Origin of the sequence: Streptomyces sp. NPDC005262 (assembly GCF_042872425.1) — a bacterium.
In the GTDB taxonomy this organism is placed as follows: Bacteria; Actinomycetota; Actinomycetes; order Streptomycetales; family Streptomycetaceae; genus Streptomyces.
Genome location: NZ_JBIAKK010000003.1, coordinates 1 through 15,005 on the forward strand (window position 1 = coordinate 1; position 15,005 = coordinate 15,005).

Here is a 15,005-nt window from a genome sequence, read left to right on the forward strand (position 1 = left end):
TTCGGAAACTCAACCGTGTCGAACCAGTTGACGCCCCGGAACCTCGGGTGGCCGGGGGCGTCACCGGACTTGATCCGCCGGAAGAACGCCTGGAATGCCTTGTCGAGACGCCGCAGGGTGGCCTGCTGACTGGAGAACGACCAGCGGCCCTGACGATCCGGATCGAAGGCACGGATGTCCTTGAGCTGAGCGGACTGCATCCCGTACTTGATCGAGGTCTTCGAGAGGTGCCGGTAGGCGTCACGGCGCTCCTGCAAGGCTCCGTTGTAGAGCGAGCAGTGATCCCGCAGCATCTCGGCGAGGTCTTGGGCCTGGCCCACGGTGGGCCTCATGAGGAACTTGTACGCGCGGATCATCAGCCCACCCCCCCTTTTCGGCCGGGTTCGGAGATCAACTTACCATGTGTCAGATTTGGTGGATGTCACCGCGCTGGGAACCGGATCCCGATATCCGTCGAGGAAACCATGTCATCTACAACCTGCACGTCCACTTGGTGTTTGTCACCAAGTACCGCCGTGGCGTCTTCGATGACGAGATGCTGACGCGCTGCGAAGCGCTCATGCGGGACGTGTGCCGATCCTTCGAGGCCGAGCTTCGCGAGTTCAACGGGGAGGGCGACCACGTCCACCTGCTCGTGCACTACCCGCCGAAGGTTGCCCTTTCCAAGCTGGTGAACAGTCTCAAGGGCGTCAGCTCCCGGTATCTGCGGGCCGAGTACACCGGCCGGATCAACCGGATCGGCACGGGGTCCGTCCTCTGGTCGCCCTCGTACTTCGCGGGCTCCTACGGGGGCGCACCGTCGAGCATCGTCAAGGAGTACATCGAGAACCAGAAGCGCCCGGTCTAGCGCTTCGCGCCAGTCCTCGCAGGGAACTCCACCGCTTCGCGGCTTCGGGCCCAAGATCGCATTCCCGCCCGGCCTGAAGGCCGGGATTCCCTGCGAAGATCAGGGGATGGGAGGTCGGCATCGATCTTTTCCTCCTGAACAGGGGCAATGCCTACGACGGCCTGGCCTGCCTCTTCGGAATCCGAAACTCCTTCGGCTTCCGTCCCCTGGCGGAAGATCGTGGCTTCCCGGATGACGCCTCGGATGGGCTACGAAGTGAGTTCGCCGGTTACGACGGGCTGCACGATGTGCATGGGACCACCTGGCTGACCTGGGCCGAGCTGGACACCACTGACTGGCAGGAGATCGATGTCTCAGGCACACGAACCCGTGCCTCAGCCGCAGGGATCGATACCGACTGGGGCCGGGTCTGGCGCGTCATGCGCATCCTCGGCGAAGTCCACGGAGCCGAGAACGTACGCCTTGTCGTCTGGTTCCACTGACTCATGGCTGAGCGTCGTAGTTGGCCCGTTAGCGGCCTGGCTGGCCCGGGTGTGCGCTGTTGTCGGCCCACAGGCGTGACCTTCGAAGCTGATTCAAGTGCCGGTCGCTCGAGCCGAGCGGGCCTGCGCGCGCAGCGCAGGCAGCCGGGCGAGGTCGTCCGGTCCGGCCAGGCTCTCGCCCAGGGCCAAGAGGCAGAGGAGTCTCACCGGCCGGCCGGTAGTGGCGGCAGCCTCGAGTTTGTGGTGGCCGTCGAGAAGGAAGTGGGTCAGGCCCCAGTGCACAGAGGGGTCATCTCCCAAGCCGAGGGCGGGCTGGCACACGTCCAATGTGGAGATCGCCACCGCCGTGGGGACCATTGCCCGCTCCATGAGCGCGATGTACTCCTCGACACGCTCCCTTTCGTTCCAGGTCGGGGGAACCATGGGCACGACGAACTCGTAGAGGTGGGCGTCCGCGTCGACCGCGGTCTCGAAGGTCCGGTAGTACGGTGTGTGCGGGTACTCCGGCAGGCCCCAGAACTGGTCGACCCCCCACGTCGTGACCTGTTCGCCGCTGAAGTAGTCACCTTCCTTGCCGGGGATGATCAGCCGGGGTTCCACGCTCAGGAGCAGCGGAAGATACTCGCCCTCCGGCAGCAACGCACCAAACGCATCGATCACGCCGCCGTCGTCCGGATCGCCCAGTGCGCCGGTGAGCCGTTCCTGCATGCTCTCCAGGGACAACTTCTCTCTCGCGGTTTCCAGTCGGCGAAACAGGAGCGGGCACGTTCCGCAGTAGAAGCTGAGCTCGAAGGCCGGCTCGTCGTCGACCATGAGCAAGCGACGCCGAGGCCCGCCGCCGAACTCCTGCGGTTCCGTCCCGAAGCGCAACCGCGCCTCGGAGGGAGGGACGCCGAGACTGCGGGGTTCGCCCGATTTGATCATCACGGGCCGACCGTACGCGACGCTGTGAATCGGCTCCACCGAGTACTGAGCGCATACCTGGCCGGACGGGCCTTCCAGAGCGCTGAGTCACAGCTGTTGTAACTGAGCGCGCTACCTGGCCCTTGAGCGCGACAGGTGGCCCACAGTGCTTTTGAGTTGGCCCCGATGGGGCTTGTCGGGTTCACCAACCCTCTGGTCTGCGCGAATGCAGACCCGCGGGGCTCGGTGGGATGAGGCCAGCGAGGCCCCGGGTCCAGTCGCCAGCCGGGAGATCGTCGGGGCGCGCGTGTTCCAAGCTGTTCGCAGGCCCTTCACCCCTTCGCCCTGGGCGCTGCTGCTGCCCGGCCCGGTAGGGCCGTTGTCACAGGCGGCGGCTAGTTTGCAGCTCAGCACGTAAGCGAGCGGGAGCGGGGAGCGGCAATGGTGGTCGAAGTGGGGTACGCGCAGGCGTGGGACCTGGAGGCCCGCGTGCCCTGGCGACCGATATCAGTGGGGGAGGCTCGTGAGCGGGATGCCGCCGGGCTTCCGTACGTGGTGGTGTACCGGGCGGCGGGCCGGGAAGCTCCACTGGAGGTCCGGCTCGTCTCCTGGCGGGACCACTACGTCGGGCTGTGGGTCTACGACGCTCAGGGTCGCCGCACCTACGACTTGGACATGCGGCTGCTGGACGACCCGGCGCGACTGCTGCGCCGGTACACCGTCGGCTGGAGCTACACCGGCCCGGAGATGGCGGAATCCGACGAGGCGTGTCCGCGCATCACCGTGGAGCTCTTCCCGGACGGGAGGGGCCGGCGGACGGAGGAGCCCCAAGGCAAGGGCGGGGGCTCGTACGTCACCGCGCCCAGGGTCCGCGACGACGAGCGCTGGACGGACCGGCCTGCCTTCGGGGAGTGGCCGCTGCTCTCGGCCCAGGTCCACGGGCTCACGGAACCGCCGGTCTTCGAGATCACCGAGGCGGCCGACGACAGTAACGGGCTCGCGCCGGACACCTGCTGGCGTCCGCCCCGCCCCGCGCAGCCCGGGCCGATCGCTGAGCTGTTCCGGCCCGGGGTGCGTGTGACCGACGGGTACCACCCCGAGATGACGGTCGTGGAGCCGCGTCGGATCGGACCTCTGCGCGTGCCTAGCGGGCTGCTGGCCGTCTCCGGCCCGGACAGCGACGACGGCAACGGGCCGCACATCACGGTCCCTGTCCCACCAGGGGCGTATGTACTGGAGGAAGCGCGGGCCCGCCACACCTACCACTGCGAGTGGGAGGGGAGCCAGGTCACGCGTACGGACACCATGGCCGTCCGCGTGCTCGTCAGCGACATCCCCGCCGCGACCTGGGAGATGGCCTTTCGGCCCGACGACGACCCCCGCCTGCTCCGGGAGAACGAGATCTTCGGCTTCGATACCGACGGCGCCACGGGCTGCTTCGCTGACGCCGGGGCCTGGGAGCCGCTCCTCGCGCTCTTCGACAAGGGGCTGATCCACGGAGACCCGAACCTGGACCCGGACGGGTACGAGGACATCAACGACTCCATGTACCTGCTGCGCACCCGGGACCAGGCCTCCGGCGGCGAGCTGGCGGCCTTCGCGACGACAGGGGACGGCACCTATCCCGTCTGGGTCGGCCGTTCCGAGGCCGGCGAGGTGGTCGGGGTCGTGGTGCTGGTGGAGGGGATGCCCGAGCTGCTCCCGGAGAGCGGAGCTACCGCCGTTGCCTGACGACGGGTGGAGTCGTCCCATTTCACGGTCACCTCGGAAGTCCGACGGCTGCTGGGACTGTGAGGCGGGAACGCCTCCCGAGTCCACGCCGAGCTGGTGCAGCGGGCGGCCGACGATCCGGACGCGTCCGCGGTGCCATCGCTCTCCGCGTTGCACCAGGCGATCCACTGGGCCCTGAACCCGCGGTGAGCGGGGCGGGCTGAGGAGCGGGGAAGCCGCCCGCCGGACTCACGACATGCTCGGGCAGCGCCCACCGACGCATCATCAGACACACCCGTGCCCAACGTGACAGCGCCGTCCCCCTGGCCGAGGTGCCAGACGGCCATCGGGCGATGGACCACCGGTCGGCGCTGAAGGTGCGCGTCACCTTCTGAGCGCGGGAGACGACGGCACGGGTTTGGTTCCTCCCGTGCCGCGCGGGGGCCTCGTGATGTCAGACGGGGCGCTTCACGTGGCGGACCAGCCACATCAGCAGGGCGTCCAGGTCAGCGGCGGCCGAGAGGAGTGGGCATGAGCGTCAGCGAAGATGCAGACAGAACCCCTAGACGGTCGGGGAGGCGCTGAAATTCGTGTTCCGGTAGCCCTTGCCGCCACCGTCCCAGTCCAGCTGGATGACGCCGTCGGCGAGGTAGCGGCCTGAGCCGGCCTTGTACTTGATCGTCCCGGTGGTGTAGCTGCCGTTGCCTGCCGTGTTGCCATGTTCGAGCTTGTACTCGAGGCCGGTGTAGTTCGCCGATTTCACGACGGGGTCGGCGCCGGATACGGACTTCTTGCTCTGCAGGTGGAAGCGGGCGGCGTCGAGTGTGTCGGTCTGGTGGGGTGTTCCTTCGAGAAAAGTACGGGTGGGATGCTGGGGCGGTGAAGACCGCCGGCCGTGCCGGGCACGTGCCTGAGGTCCGCCAGGTTCGAGACCGCCGCGCGCTTGCCTGAAAGCGCGGGTGGCCCGTAGCCGGTTGCAGGAACTCGCGAACCGTGGCACAGAGCCCGTTCTGACCTGCGGATCTTGAATCTACCTCCCGTCAATGGCGAGTTGATCTCGGGTTCAGCTGTCACTTGCCCGGACGCAGGGCGGGCTGGTGCGGTTGCAGCGTGCTGGCAGCGCAGGGCGGGTTCCGGCGAGGTCCCCCAGGTCCCGGCGGCAACGCCTCAGCCACACACGTGTCCTTCTCCCCGAACGCCATCGGCTCCGGCCCCCATCAGCACCATGCCGATCAGTGTCGCCGGGACCAACAACCCGAAGACCGCACGAGTGACCGCAAAAACGAACCACGCCCGGCGGACACCTGGTGATCCACGTGTGCGCAGCGCTGGCGGAGTTCATCCGCGAACTCATCGTGCAGGGCACCAACGAGGGCCTGGACGCCACTCGCCCCCGCGGCACCCGACTCAGCCGCCCGCCGACGATGACGGAGAAGCAACTATGGCATTCAAGACCGGAGTCGCCGAACGGGACGAGTGGTCCTATGCGCCTGGTGTCGGCGTCGGACCGCTCCGGTTCGGTATGACCGTCGACGAAGTGATCAAGTCGGCTCAGATACTCGGCCAGACGAAGATCAGCGGCTGTGCACTGGACCACGCGATCCTCTCACCGACTTCGAAGGTCGAAGTCCACCGTCGCGGGGTGGCTCCTTCAGCACCTGCCATCACGACCTATGGCAGCCAAGCTGCAGGGCAGTTCTGCATCGCTGCCGACGCCGTGCACGGCCCCCAGGCTGCCTACGACGGACTCCCGCCGGTCGCCCACATCAATGCACGAAGACGAGTTCCTTGATCACATCCGTCGCCTTGTCCGCGCCACGAAGACAGACGCATCGGCAACCCGTAACGATCACCGGCTGTCGTCGCAGAAAGTTGCACTATTCAAGTCACCGCGCACACAGGGCAGATGAGAATTCTGCGTAAGATCATCGCGAACTCGGTCTGTATCTTCCACCGGCCCGATGGAGCTGCCATGACGACCAACCCACAGCCGTCTCTGCCGATCGACACCAGCAAGGCACACCCTGCGCGGGTCTATGACTGGCTGCTCGGCGGTAAGGGCAACTACCCGGTCGACGAAGCGGTCGGTGAGAAGCTGCCGCCAGAGGCTAGGGACGCCGCTCGGCAGAACCGACAGTTCATGCACAGGGCGGCCGCGTGGCTCGCCATACAGGGCATCGATCAGTTCCTGGACATAGGTACCGGCATTCCGACCGAGCCGAATCTCCACCAGATCGTGCAGAACGTCGTGCCGTCGGCCAAGATCGTCTACACCGACAACGACCCAATCGTGCTGCGCCACGCCGAGGCCTTGCTGATCAGCAGTCCCAGCGGAGCGACCGACTATATCCAGGCCGATGTGCGCGACCCGGAAGCGATCGTCCAGCAGGCCCGACGCCGCCTGGAGTTCGACCGCCCCATCGCGCTGTCGCTCATCGCGCTGATCCACTTCATCACCGATGAACAGGACGCCCACGGCCTCGTCCGCACCCTGGTCGACACACTGCCGTCGGGCAGCTATCTGATCCTGTCACACGCGGCATCCGACCTGTTCCCGGAACTCGCCGAACTGGTCGTCGCCGAGTACGCGAAGGGCGGCATCCAGCTCGCCTTCCGCAAACGCGCAGAAGTGGAGCGCTTCTTCGACGGCCTGGATCTCGTGCCACCCGGCCTGGTGACGGCGACGGACTGGTTCGCCTCCAACCGCGCCCCGGAGCCGGAGGACAGCGGCATCTACGCAGGAGTGGCTCGCGTCCGCTGAACGAGCTTGGCCCAGTGGGCCTGGAAGTTCTGCCGGCTGCCAGGCGGCGAGGTCTCGACCGGGTCGCCAGGAACGGGTACTCACCGAGGCTGGCAACCACCTAGCCACTGACGCCGCGCTGCCCTCATCGCAGCCGGCACCGCGGATGCGGCGGCGGTCGCGGGACGAACTGCTCGCCTGGGAAGAGTGGTTGGACGCCGTCTCTTATGGCCTGATCGTTCGTTGAACGGTGCATGGCGGATCCGGTTGAGCGGCTCGTGCCCGGATGATTTGTGGGTGCTGATTCGGCGCCCGTCGGCTGTCACCCAGTCAGCTGCGGAACTGCCGACGCGGCGACGTCATCCACCTGCGCCGCGGCCAGCGGACCCGATCGCGTCTGCATCCGGCAGCGCTACGTACAGGGTCGGCAACCGAAAACACGCTCGTCAGTCCAGCAGGTTCAACTCCTCGGCCGAGTTTTCTGCGGCGACGATCCAGACGTACGCCCGTGGCATCCCGCCCATCCAGGCCCGTCGCGGACCCCGTCGACGATGGCCGGCGTCTGGTTGCTGAGCATGCAGTCTCATCGAGGTCCTCGCCAGGCACCGCCGCCATCGACACAGCGACCATGGCGCACGTCTGGCTGACCGGCGGTCTCCATACCCGAGTCGGACAACCAGGCAGGCCGAGGATCATGGCGCGGCTCACCTCGTCGCTGGCCATGGCCTGAGTCTGCGGCGTCCAAGAGCGAAGTTGAGCGATGAGGTCCTTCTGATGCCCTGGTCGGCCAGGGACTGCGACCAGCGCATCAGGCGGCACCGCGACATAGAGTCTCGACAGCGTCGCGGCCAGCGCCTTGATTTGCCCGTCGTCGAGCGAGCGGCCACGCAAAGGCTCACCAGACAGCCGGGACATCACCACCGCGGGTTCCGGTGCCTCAAGGTCCGCTTCCCAGGGCTCGGGAGCCAAACCGGGCGCATACCTGGCAAGCAGCTTCAGTGCCCGCCACTCACGCTCAGCTGGCTCGCGATCCCCGCCCCGAAACCGCTTGATCGCGCTACGGGAACCCAACTCGACCCCGTAAGTACTCCACTTTCCAGAGCTCTTGGCAGCGATCCTGCCAGGCAGCCCCGCTCGTGCGCCGGCCCGGCTGACAAAGCGGCCCGTCTCAAGGTGGGCCGCTTCGTTCCCATCCGGCCCGGGGGTGTCCGCCGTCCCGAGCCCGGCCGACCCAGGTGCCGCACGCCACGCTCATCCCTGTTCTCCTGTGGCCGCTTGACGGGATGGCTGACTTGGGTCTGGGTCGTTGCGGCTAGTCAGTGCTCTTAGCGCTTGATACGTCCGCGGATGGCGAGGACAGCGAGGCCGAGCAGGACGGGCTCGGTCAGGCGGGAGGCCATTTCTGTGTAGGTGCCGGCGGTCGTGAGGTCCTGGCCTGAAGACCGGAAGATCACTGAGTTGACCACCACTCGCAGGCTTCCCTCGAAGCGCTTGGTGGAGAGGCGCTCGTGGAGAGCGTTCGTGGGGTTGACCGGGTCGGGCTTCCCGGTGGCCAGCCGAACTTGCCGGCCGGACAGGCTGCCGACGGTCTCCGGCTTCCAGTTGTCGGCGGGCAGACCCCAGAGCATCATCACAAGCAGTGTGCCGGTCATCGCGAGCAGCAGCCACACCATGGCGCGGGTGGCGCGTAGTCCGTATCCCGAAAGCGCCCAGTACGCGGCAAGGAGAGCCCGTTCGGCGCGCGGCCGGTCGTGATCGTGGCGGCGCATCTCCATCTCGCCGTAGTAGAAGTCTGCCGCGTCCGGCTCGTTCTTGCTGTCCTCGAATGCCTTGCGCAGCGACCGGTAGACCGGGGCGAGCTGCGCGGGCCCGACATGTTCGGCATGCGCGGTGCCGGCAGCAGCCCGCTGCCAGCCTGGAATGGCGGTGGGCTGACGGGAGCGCCAGTGGTGTTCCTCGGCGAGGGTTCGGCGCTGGGTGAACCGCTGAGGGCGGAGCCGCCGCCATTGCCTGCGGGCCGGAACGATGGCGAAGGTGCAGTTGCCTTCCAGGCGGATCTGGTCGAGGTGGACGGTTCCGGTGAACTGGCATTGCGTCAGGTCGATGTCGGCGAGTACCAGGTGGGCGGCGTCTACCCCGCGCAGGGAAACGATCCGCACCCCGGAGTCGGTCGTGCCGGCGAGGGGATCCTCCGCAACGACGGAGCCGCGAGTTCCGCGGGAGTGGCGAAAGTGGGCTTGCTCGGCGGCGATGCTCAGGGGGTATTCGAAGACGGCGTGCGCGAAATCGACTTCGGCATGGCGCAGTCGCAGCGTGGCGGTCGATTCCCAGCGCGTCCGGTAACACTCCAGGTGCCGGGCCGCGATCGACAGCGTCACCGGCCCGCCGAACCTCGCTCCCGACAGGAACACCGTATTCCCACAGACCAGCGGCCCCAACTCCCCCGCTCGCTCGAACACCACTTCACCGAAATCAACGTCTTCGGTGAAGCTGGCCGACTCGAAATCGGCGATGCCAGTGAAGGTCGCTGATCCGAAATCGGCAGTGCCGGCAAAGGTGGCCGACTCGAAATCGGCGGCGCCGGCGAAGGCCGCCAAGCGGAACCGGGCTGCGCCGTCGAAGGTGGCCGCCCCGAAATTGGCGGCACCGGCGAAGGTGGCCGACCGAAACTGAGCGGTGCCGGTGAAGGTGGCTGACGCGAACCGGGCGTCGCGGGTAAAGGCGGCCGACCCGAAATCGGCGGTACCGGCGAAGGTGGCCGCCCGGAACCCGGCGTCGGCGATCGTGGCCGAGATGAACACGGCCACGTCGGCGAAGGTAGCCAAAAGGAACCAGGCTGCACCGGCGAAGGTGGCCGAGTGGAACCGGGCGGCGCCGTTGAAGGCGACTGACTCGAACCCGGCAGTGCCGGTGAAGGTGACCGAATCGAACTGAGCTTCGCGGGTGAAGGCGGCCGACTCGAACCAGGCGTTGCCGGTGAATATGGCCAAGTGGAACCGGGCGTCGCCCGTGAAATCTGCCGACTCGAAATTGGCATTGCCGGTGAAGGTGGCCGACTCGAAGCGGGCGTCGCCGAGGCGTGGGTGGCTTGTGGTGGGGTCGCTGAGGGCGTTGAGTAGTTGGTCGAGCAGTTGGCCGGTGAAGCTCGTGCCCCGGTGGTCGATGCCGTCGCCCGCGTTCAGGCTCGCGAGGTGGGCGTCGCGGTCAGGGCCGGAGAGGTGTACGAGGCAGGACGGGTGCGGGTCGACCGAGCGTCCGATGCAGCCGGCGCGGTCCCCGCTGGTGACGCCGTCACCGCAGTACGGCCAGTCCGGGACGACAGGGGCTGGGGTAGATGCCATACGGGTGAGTACACCGCCTGCCCGCTCCCGATTGCGAGGGGGCCTCCGTAAAACACCCGCGGGCCCTGAATCACGTGGCGATGGGAATGGTGACGGCGGTCGGCTCTTCCGGGTTCTCCCCTTCTCCCACGGCGTCTCGAACCAACTCCGCGGGTCGTCCATCGCGGGGTAGCCCATCGCGAGCACCCACGCGTCACTGGTGAGCAGGTTGTTGATGCCCTGGGCGATGGTGCAGGCGATGCCGCCGGCCGTCCTGCCCGAACGCCTCACAGAAGCAACCCTCGCAGCACGCCTCGCAGACCACAAGCGAAGGAGCGAAGTCGTGCGGACGATCGACGCGTTGTAGAACTCCCGGGCAGTGGACGCGAGGTTCGACAAGCGCGGCTACATCTTCCACGGCACCGTCGCCTCGATCCGACTCCGGCTCCGCCCGTGATCTCCGCCGGATCTAGTCGCCGGTCGTGCCGTCGAGCATCTCGCGCAGGATGTCCAGGTGCCCGTTGTGGCGGGCTGTCTCCTCGGTGAGGTGGAGGAGGATCCAGCGCAGATCGACGTGGAGGCCGTTGCGGACGGCTCGCTGGGCCTGTTTGTCCAGGCCGTTCCCGGCGACCAGTTCGCCGTAGTGGGCGCTCTGTTCGGCGTATTCGTCGAGCAACTGCGTGAGTGGGAAGTCGACGGCGATACGCATCTCGCGGTCGGGGTCCTCCTCGGTCCAGGGGCCCCGGTCTTCCTCGCCGAGGAAGACCACTTGGAACCAGTAGTACTCGACCCAGCGGAGGTGGTTGACCACTCCGCTCATCGTCATCAGCGGTGAGCCCGGCAGGAGCGCCTTGCGTGCGTTCTCCGCAGAGACGCCATCGCACTTGGCGCGGGCGGTGTCACGTGCGTAGTCGAGAAACGTGGTGAGCTGGGTGCGCTCGTCCCACTCAGGCGGCGTGTCATCGATTCTGGTCATCGCGCGAAGCGTCCCCGATCACCGTGCCCGATGTCGAGGCAATTATCGACGGACCCAACCTGCTCCACCCGGCTCCTAAGGCCTGTCCCGCATGATTTGCCGGACAGGCCCTGGACCGCCGACGAGATCCTCGACAAGGTCGCCACCTGTTCGACGAATCTCCGACTCAGGTCACCAGGACGACCGGGTACAGTGCGCGCCGGCAGTGTGGTTACTTGAGGAGGGGAAGCGTGACCGACACCAGCGAGGCCCGATCCGCGGACGGTGCAGCTCATGCGACCCAGCAGGGTCGACTGCGCCGCCTGATGCGCTACATCCCTTCGATCGCCCCCGTCCTGCTGTGGAGTGTGCCCTGCTGGGTGCTGCTGCACGCCGGCCAGCACTGGCCGCTCCCCGTGGCGCTGGGCGGCACCGCCTTGTTCGTCCTCGGTCTGGTCGCTATGCCGCTGGCGATGGTGCGCGGCCACGGCCGGCGGCAGCAGGACTGGGCGGCGATCGTCGGAGACACCCTCCTTGGGGTCAGCTGGGTACTGTTCACCTGGTCCGTCCTGCTCGGCGTCCTGCTGCGCCTCGCCCTGACCGTGGCCGGCGTAGGCAACGGGCAGAACCGGGCCCGGATCGTCAGTTGGGTGGTCCTCGGCGTAGCCGCCGGACTGCTCGCCTGGGGGTACGCCGAGGCCCGCCGGGTGCCACGGGTGCGCCAGCTCGACGTGCAAATCCCGCGGCTGGGCGCCGGATTGGACGGCACCCGCGTCGTCCTCATCACCGACACCCACTACGGCCCGCTCGACCGCGCCCGCTGGTCGGAGCGGGTCTGCGCGAAGGTCAACACCCTGGAGGCCGACCTGGTCTGCCACACCGGCGACATCGCGGACGGCACCGCCGGACGCCGCCGCGCCCAGGCCGCTCCGCTCGGCACCGTGCGAGCCACCCGGGCCCGGGTCTACGTCACCGGAAACCACGAGTACTACAGCGAGGCCCAAGGCTGGGTCGATCTGATGGACGAGCTGGGTTGGGAGCCGCTGCGCAACCGTCATCTGCTGCTCGAACGCGGCGGCGACACCCTTGTGGTCGCCGGCGTGGATGACGTCACCGCCGAGTCCTCCGGCCTGGCCGGCCACCGCGCCCACCTCGCCGGCGCCCTGAACGACGCCGACCCCGACCTGCCCGTCCTGCTCCTGGCCCACCAGCCCAAGTTCGTCGACCGGGCCGCAGCAGGCGGCATCGACCTCCAACTCTCGGGCCACACCCACGGCGGCCAGATCTGGCCCTTCCACCACCTCGTCCGCATCGACCAGCCCGCCCTCGCCGGCCTCAGCCGCCACGGCACCCGCACCCTCCTCTACACCAGCCGCGGCACCGGTTTCTGGGGCCCGCCGTTCCGCGTCTTCGCCCCCAGCGAGATCACCCTGCTCGTACTCCGCTCCCCGCAGCGGCCTACCACACAGCTCCCATGAGCGGGGTCTTGGCTGCATCTGTCCGTGACCAGGTGGAAGGTCTCCCGGGCCGCGCAGCGTTTGAGGCAACGGACGATTTCGCGGGCTTCCTCAATCGCGTCCTGTACCACCGGAAGATGCGGCTGGAGTCCGTACATGACATTGCCGCGGCTGTTCAGCGTGCTGTCCTCCCACACCCTCCGGACAGAATCGGTCCGCTGAGCTCGGCCGCACGTTACGAGGCTGCTCAAGCGGATGCGCAGATCCGGCCGACGGCAGTGTCCCCTGCCCTCGGACCTTCTAGCAGCATGCGTAGATTGCGGTGTGACACCCTCACCTGCCGACAGCAGAAGCCACCAGCCTGCATCGCCTCTGCCGGCAAGAAGGACGGATGTCAGCGGGCGACGAGCAGGGCAAGGCCCAGGGCGCCGATGACCACGCCCGTGACGACTATGACGGCCGTCAGACAGCGCCTTCTGAGAAGTCGATAGCGAGTGGCGTAGTCGGTGGCGATTTCGGCCGACCGTGCGGAGACCCGGGCGTCGATTGTCCGTGCAGCAGCTACCCAGTCGTCTGCAAAGGTACGCTCGGCGTCGGTCCGCTGAGCGACCGTCAGCCAGGGCAACTGTTCGGCGAAGCGGACGGCTCGGCGGCGTGCCTCCTCGTCCTCCGCACTCGACAGGAGGAGGTCGTCGAGCCCGGCCAACAGGCCGTCTTCGTCCATCTCAGCCCCCTACGAACACACTGTCCTCCAGCACGTTTCCTCACTCCTGCTTGTCTCGCGACGCCGCTGCCGTCGAGGCGACCGGACGTTTGTCGATCTCCTCGATGGTGCTGATCTCCGGGTGATGGAGGTCGAACGCCGGGGATTCGGAACGGATCCGCGGCAGGGTGAGGAAGTTGTGCCGCGGTGGCGGGCAGGACGTCGCCCACTCCAGCGAACGGCCGTACCCCCACGGGTCGTCGACCCCGACCTCCTTGCCGTACTTGGCGGTCTTCCACACGTTGTAGAGGAACGGCAGCATCGACAGGCCGAGCAGGAACGAGGAGATCGTCGAGATCGTGTTCAGCGCGGTGAAGCCGTCGGCGGCGAGGTAGTCCGCGTAGCGACGCGGCATGCCCTCGGCACCGAGCCAGTGCTGCACCAGGAACGTGCCGTGGAAGCCCACGAACAGCGTCCAGAACGTCATCTTGCCGAGCCGCTCGTCCAGCATCTTGCCGGTGAACTTCGGCCACCAGAAATGAAATCCCGCGAACATCGCGAAGACCACGGTGCCGAAGACGACGTAGTGGAAGTGCGCGACGACGAAGTACGAGTCCGAGACATGGAAGTCCAGCGGCGGCGAGGCCAGGATGACGCCGGTCAGACCACCGAAGAGGAACGTCACCAGAAAGCCGACGGACCAGAGCATCGGCGTCTCGAAGGACAGCGAAGCTCCCCACATCGTGCCGATCCAGTTGAAGAACTTCACACCGGTCGGTACCGCGATGAGGAACGTCATGAACGAGAAGAACGGCAGCAGCACACCGCCGGTGACGTACATGTGGTGCGCCCACACCGTCACCGACAAACCGGCGATGGCGATCGTCGCGGAAATCAGACCGACGTAACCGAAGATCGGCTTCCGACTGAAGACGGGGAGGATTTCCGAAACGATCCCGAAGAATGGCAACGCGATGATGTACACCTCCGGATGTCCGAAGAACCAGAAGAGGTGTTGCCAGAGCAACGCGCCGCCATTGGCCGCGTCGAATACATGTGCCCCGAACTTGCGGTCCACTTCCAGCGTCAGAAGCGCCGCGGCGAGGACCGGAAATGCAAGCAGCACCAGAAGCGATGTAAGCAATGCATTCCATGTGAAAATCGGCATCCGGAACATAGTCATTCCGGGTGCGCGCATACAGATGATCGTAGTGATGAAATTGACCGAACCGAGAATCGTGCCGAAGCCTTGAAAGGCCAGACCCATGATCCACAAATCGCCGCCGATCCCCGGCGAACGGACCGCGTCGGTCAGCGGGGAGTAGGCGAACCAGCCGAAATCCGCCGCCCCCGCGGGAGTCAGGAAGCCTGACACCGCGATGATCGAGCCGAAGAGGTACAGCCAGTACGCGAACATGTTCAGCCGCGGGAACGCCACGTCCGGTGCGCCGATCTGCAGCGGCATGATCCAGTTCGTGAAACCGACGAACAGCGGCGTCGCGAACATCAGCAGCATGATCGTGCCGTGCATCGTGAACGCCTGGTTGAACTGCTCGTTCGACATGATCTGCGTACCGGGGCGAGCCAGCTCGGCGCGCATGAAGAGCGCCAGCACACCGCCGATGCAGAAGAACGCAAACGACGTACACAAGTACATGGTGCCGATGGTCTTATGATCGGTGGTACTCGCCCATTTCACGACGATGCTGCCGGGCCGCTTCCGCTTTGCCGGTAGTTCGTCCTCGTATTCGTCGGAATCAAGCGGCCCGACCGTGACCTTGTTCGCCACTTCAACGCTCCTTCGGCCGACGGCATATCGGCCACGCGGGCACTGTAGACGAGAGGCTGCCGGGTGGCGAAGTTGTCCACTGGGCAATTCGGCCGATCG

14 protein-coding genes and 1 pseudogene are annotated in these 15,005 nt (G+C 66.8%); 8 read left to right on the plus strand and 7 right to left on the minus strand.

Translation table 11 applies throughout. From position 1 onward, the window contains the following. Positions 1–356 (minus strand): helix-turn-helix domain-containing protein (locus ACFYP5_RS10020; RefSeq protein ID WP_389033028.1); only part of this gene is annotated, 356 nt, incomplete at its 3' end. A gap of 62 nt (positions 357–418) precedes the next feature. On the opposite strand from ACFYP5_RS10020, the gene tnpA reads away from it, so the two are divergent. Both tnpA and ACFYP5_RS10030 read left to right on the plus strand, forming a co-directional pair. Beyond that, the gene (gene tnpA, locus ACFYP5_RS10025) at positions 419–847 is read left to right on the plus strand and encodes an IS200/IS605 family transposase (RefSeq protein WP_389033031.1); all 429 of its coding nucleotides are present in this window, start codon (positions 419–421) and stop codon (positions 845–847) included. 287 nt (positions 848–1,134) lie between these two features. After that, on the plus strand, positions 1,135–1,329 hold the full coding sequence (locus tag ACFYP5_RS10030; RefSeq protein WP_389033034.1) for a hypothetical protein: 195 nt from the start codon (positions 1,135–1,137) through the stop codon (positions 1,327–1,329). Positions 1,330–1,422: 93 nt separating this feature from the next. Here ACFYP5_RS10030 and ACFYP5_RS10035 read toward each other — a convergent pair whose 3' ends face one another. Next, positions 1,423–2,253: a hypothetical protein gene (locus tag ACFYP5_RS10035; RefSeq protein WP_389034396.1), complete on the minus strand. Its 831-nt coding sequence runs from the start codon at positions 2,251–2,253 to the stop codon at positions 1,423–1,425. A 420-nt stretch (positions 2,254–2,673) separates the two neighbouring features. On the opposite strand from ACFYP5_RS10035, the gene ACFYP5_RS10040 reads away from it, so the two are divergent. Further along, positions 2,674–3,963, plus strand: coding sequence for a DUF4241 domain-containing protein (locus ACFYP5_RS10040; RefSeq protein WP_389033036.1), 1,290 nt, complete (start codon positions 2,674–2,676; stop codon positions 3,961–3,963). 541 nt (positions 3,964–4,504) lie between these two features. Here ACFYP5_RS10040 and ACFYP5_RS10045 read toward each other — a convergent pair. Further along, positions 4,505–4,705, minus strand: coding sequence for a hypothetical protein (locus ACFYP5_RS10045; protein ID WP_389033039.1), 201 nt, complete (start codon positions 4,703–4,705; stop codon positions 4,505–4,507). 553 nt (positions 4,706–5,258) lie between these two features. On the opposite strand from ACFYP5_RS10045, the gene ACFYP5_RS10050 reads away from it, so the two are divergent. The 3 genes from ACFYP5_RS10050 to ACFYP5_RS10060 all read left to right on the plus strand — a co-directional run bounded on the left by ACFYP5_RS10050 (position 5,259) and on the right by ACFYP5_RS10060 (position 6,703). Continuing rightward, entirely contained in the window at positions 5,259–5,468 is a 210-nt protein-coding gene (locus tag ACFYP5_RS10050) for a hypothetical protein (protein ID WP_389033042.1), read from the plus strand. After that, on the plus strand, positions 5,384–5,734 hold the full coding sequence (locus ACFYP5_RS10055) for a hypothetical protein (protein ID WP_389034498.1): 351 nt from the start codon (positions 5,384–5,386) through the stop codon (positions 5,732–5,734). Before ACFYP5_RS10050 ends, ACFYP5_RS10055 begins: the two co-directional genes overlap by 85 nt. Before the next feature lie 180 nt (positions 5,735–5,914). Continuing rightward, the gene (locus ACFYP5_RS10060; protein ID WP_389033045.1) at positions 5,915–6,703 is read left to right on the plus strand and encodes an SAM-dependent methyltransferase; all 789 of its coding nucleotides are present in this window, start codon (positions 5,915–5,917) and stop codon (positions 6,701–6,703) included. Between the two features lie 1,304 nt (positions 6,704–8,007). On the opposite strand, the gene ACFYP5_RS10065 is transcribed toward ACFYP5_RS10060, so the two are convergent. Beyond that, entirely contained in the window at positions 8,008–10,293 is a 2,286-nt protein-coding gene (locus tag ACFYP5_RS10065) for a pentapeptide repeat-containing protein (RefSeq protein WP_389033047.1), read from the minus strand. 31 nt (positions 10,294–10,324) lie between these two features. Here ACFYP5_RS10065 and ACFYP5_RS10070 point away from each other — a divergent pair. After that, positions 10,325–10,459 (plus strand): annotated as a pseudogene (locus ACFYP5_RS10070) (IS5/IS1182 family transposase); the annotation flags it as partial. Between the two features lie 12 nt (positions 10,460–10,471). Here the strand turns inward: ACFYP5_RS10070 and ACFYP5_RS10075 are convergent. After that, on the minus strand, positions 10,472–10,978 hold the full coding sequence (locus ACFYP5_RS10075) for a DinB family protein (protein ID WP_389033049.1): 507 nt from the start codon (positions 10,976–10,978) through the stop codon (positions 10,472–10,474). Positions 10,979–11,208: 230 nt separating this feature from the next. Here ACFYP5_RS10075 and ACFYP5_RS10080 point away from each other — a divergent pair, with 230 nt between their 5' ends. Further along, positions 11,209–12,435 (plus strand): metallophosphoesterase, encoded by a 1,227-nt coding sequence (locus ACFYP5_RS10080; RefSeq protein ID WP_389033050.1) that lies wholly within the window; start codon positions 11,209–11,211, stop codon positions 12,433–12,435. A 373-nt stretch (positions 12,436–12,808) separates the two neighbouring features. On the opposite strand, the gene ACFYP5_RS10085 is transcribed toward ACFYP5_RS10080, so the two are convergent. Together ACFYP5_RS10085 and ctaD are read right to left on the minus strand one after the other, a co-directional pair. Then, a complete protein-coding gene (locus tag ACFYP5_RS10085; protein WP_389033051.1) occupies positions 12,809–13,138 on the minus strand; it encodes a hypothetical protein in 330 nt (109 codons plus the stop codon). Positions 13,139–13,178: 40 nt separating this feature from the next. After that, positions 13,179–14,906, minus strand: a complete 1,728-nt coding sequence (gene ctaD / locus ACFYP5_RS10090; protein ID WP_389034399.1) for a cytochrome c oxidase subunit I — start codon at positions 14,904–14,906, stop codon at positions 13,179–13,181. Between the last annotated feature and the right edge of the window lie 99 nt (positions 14,907–15,005).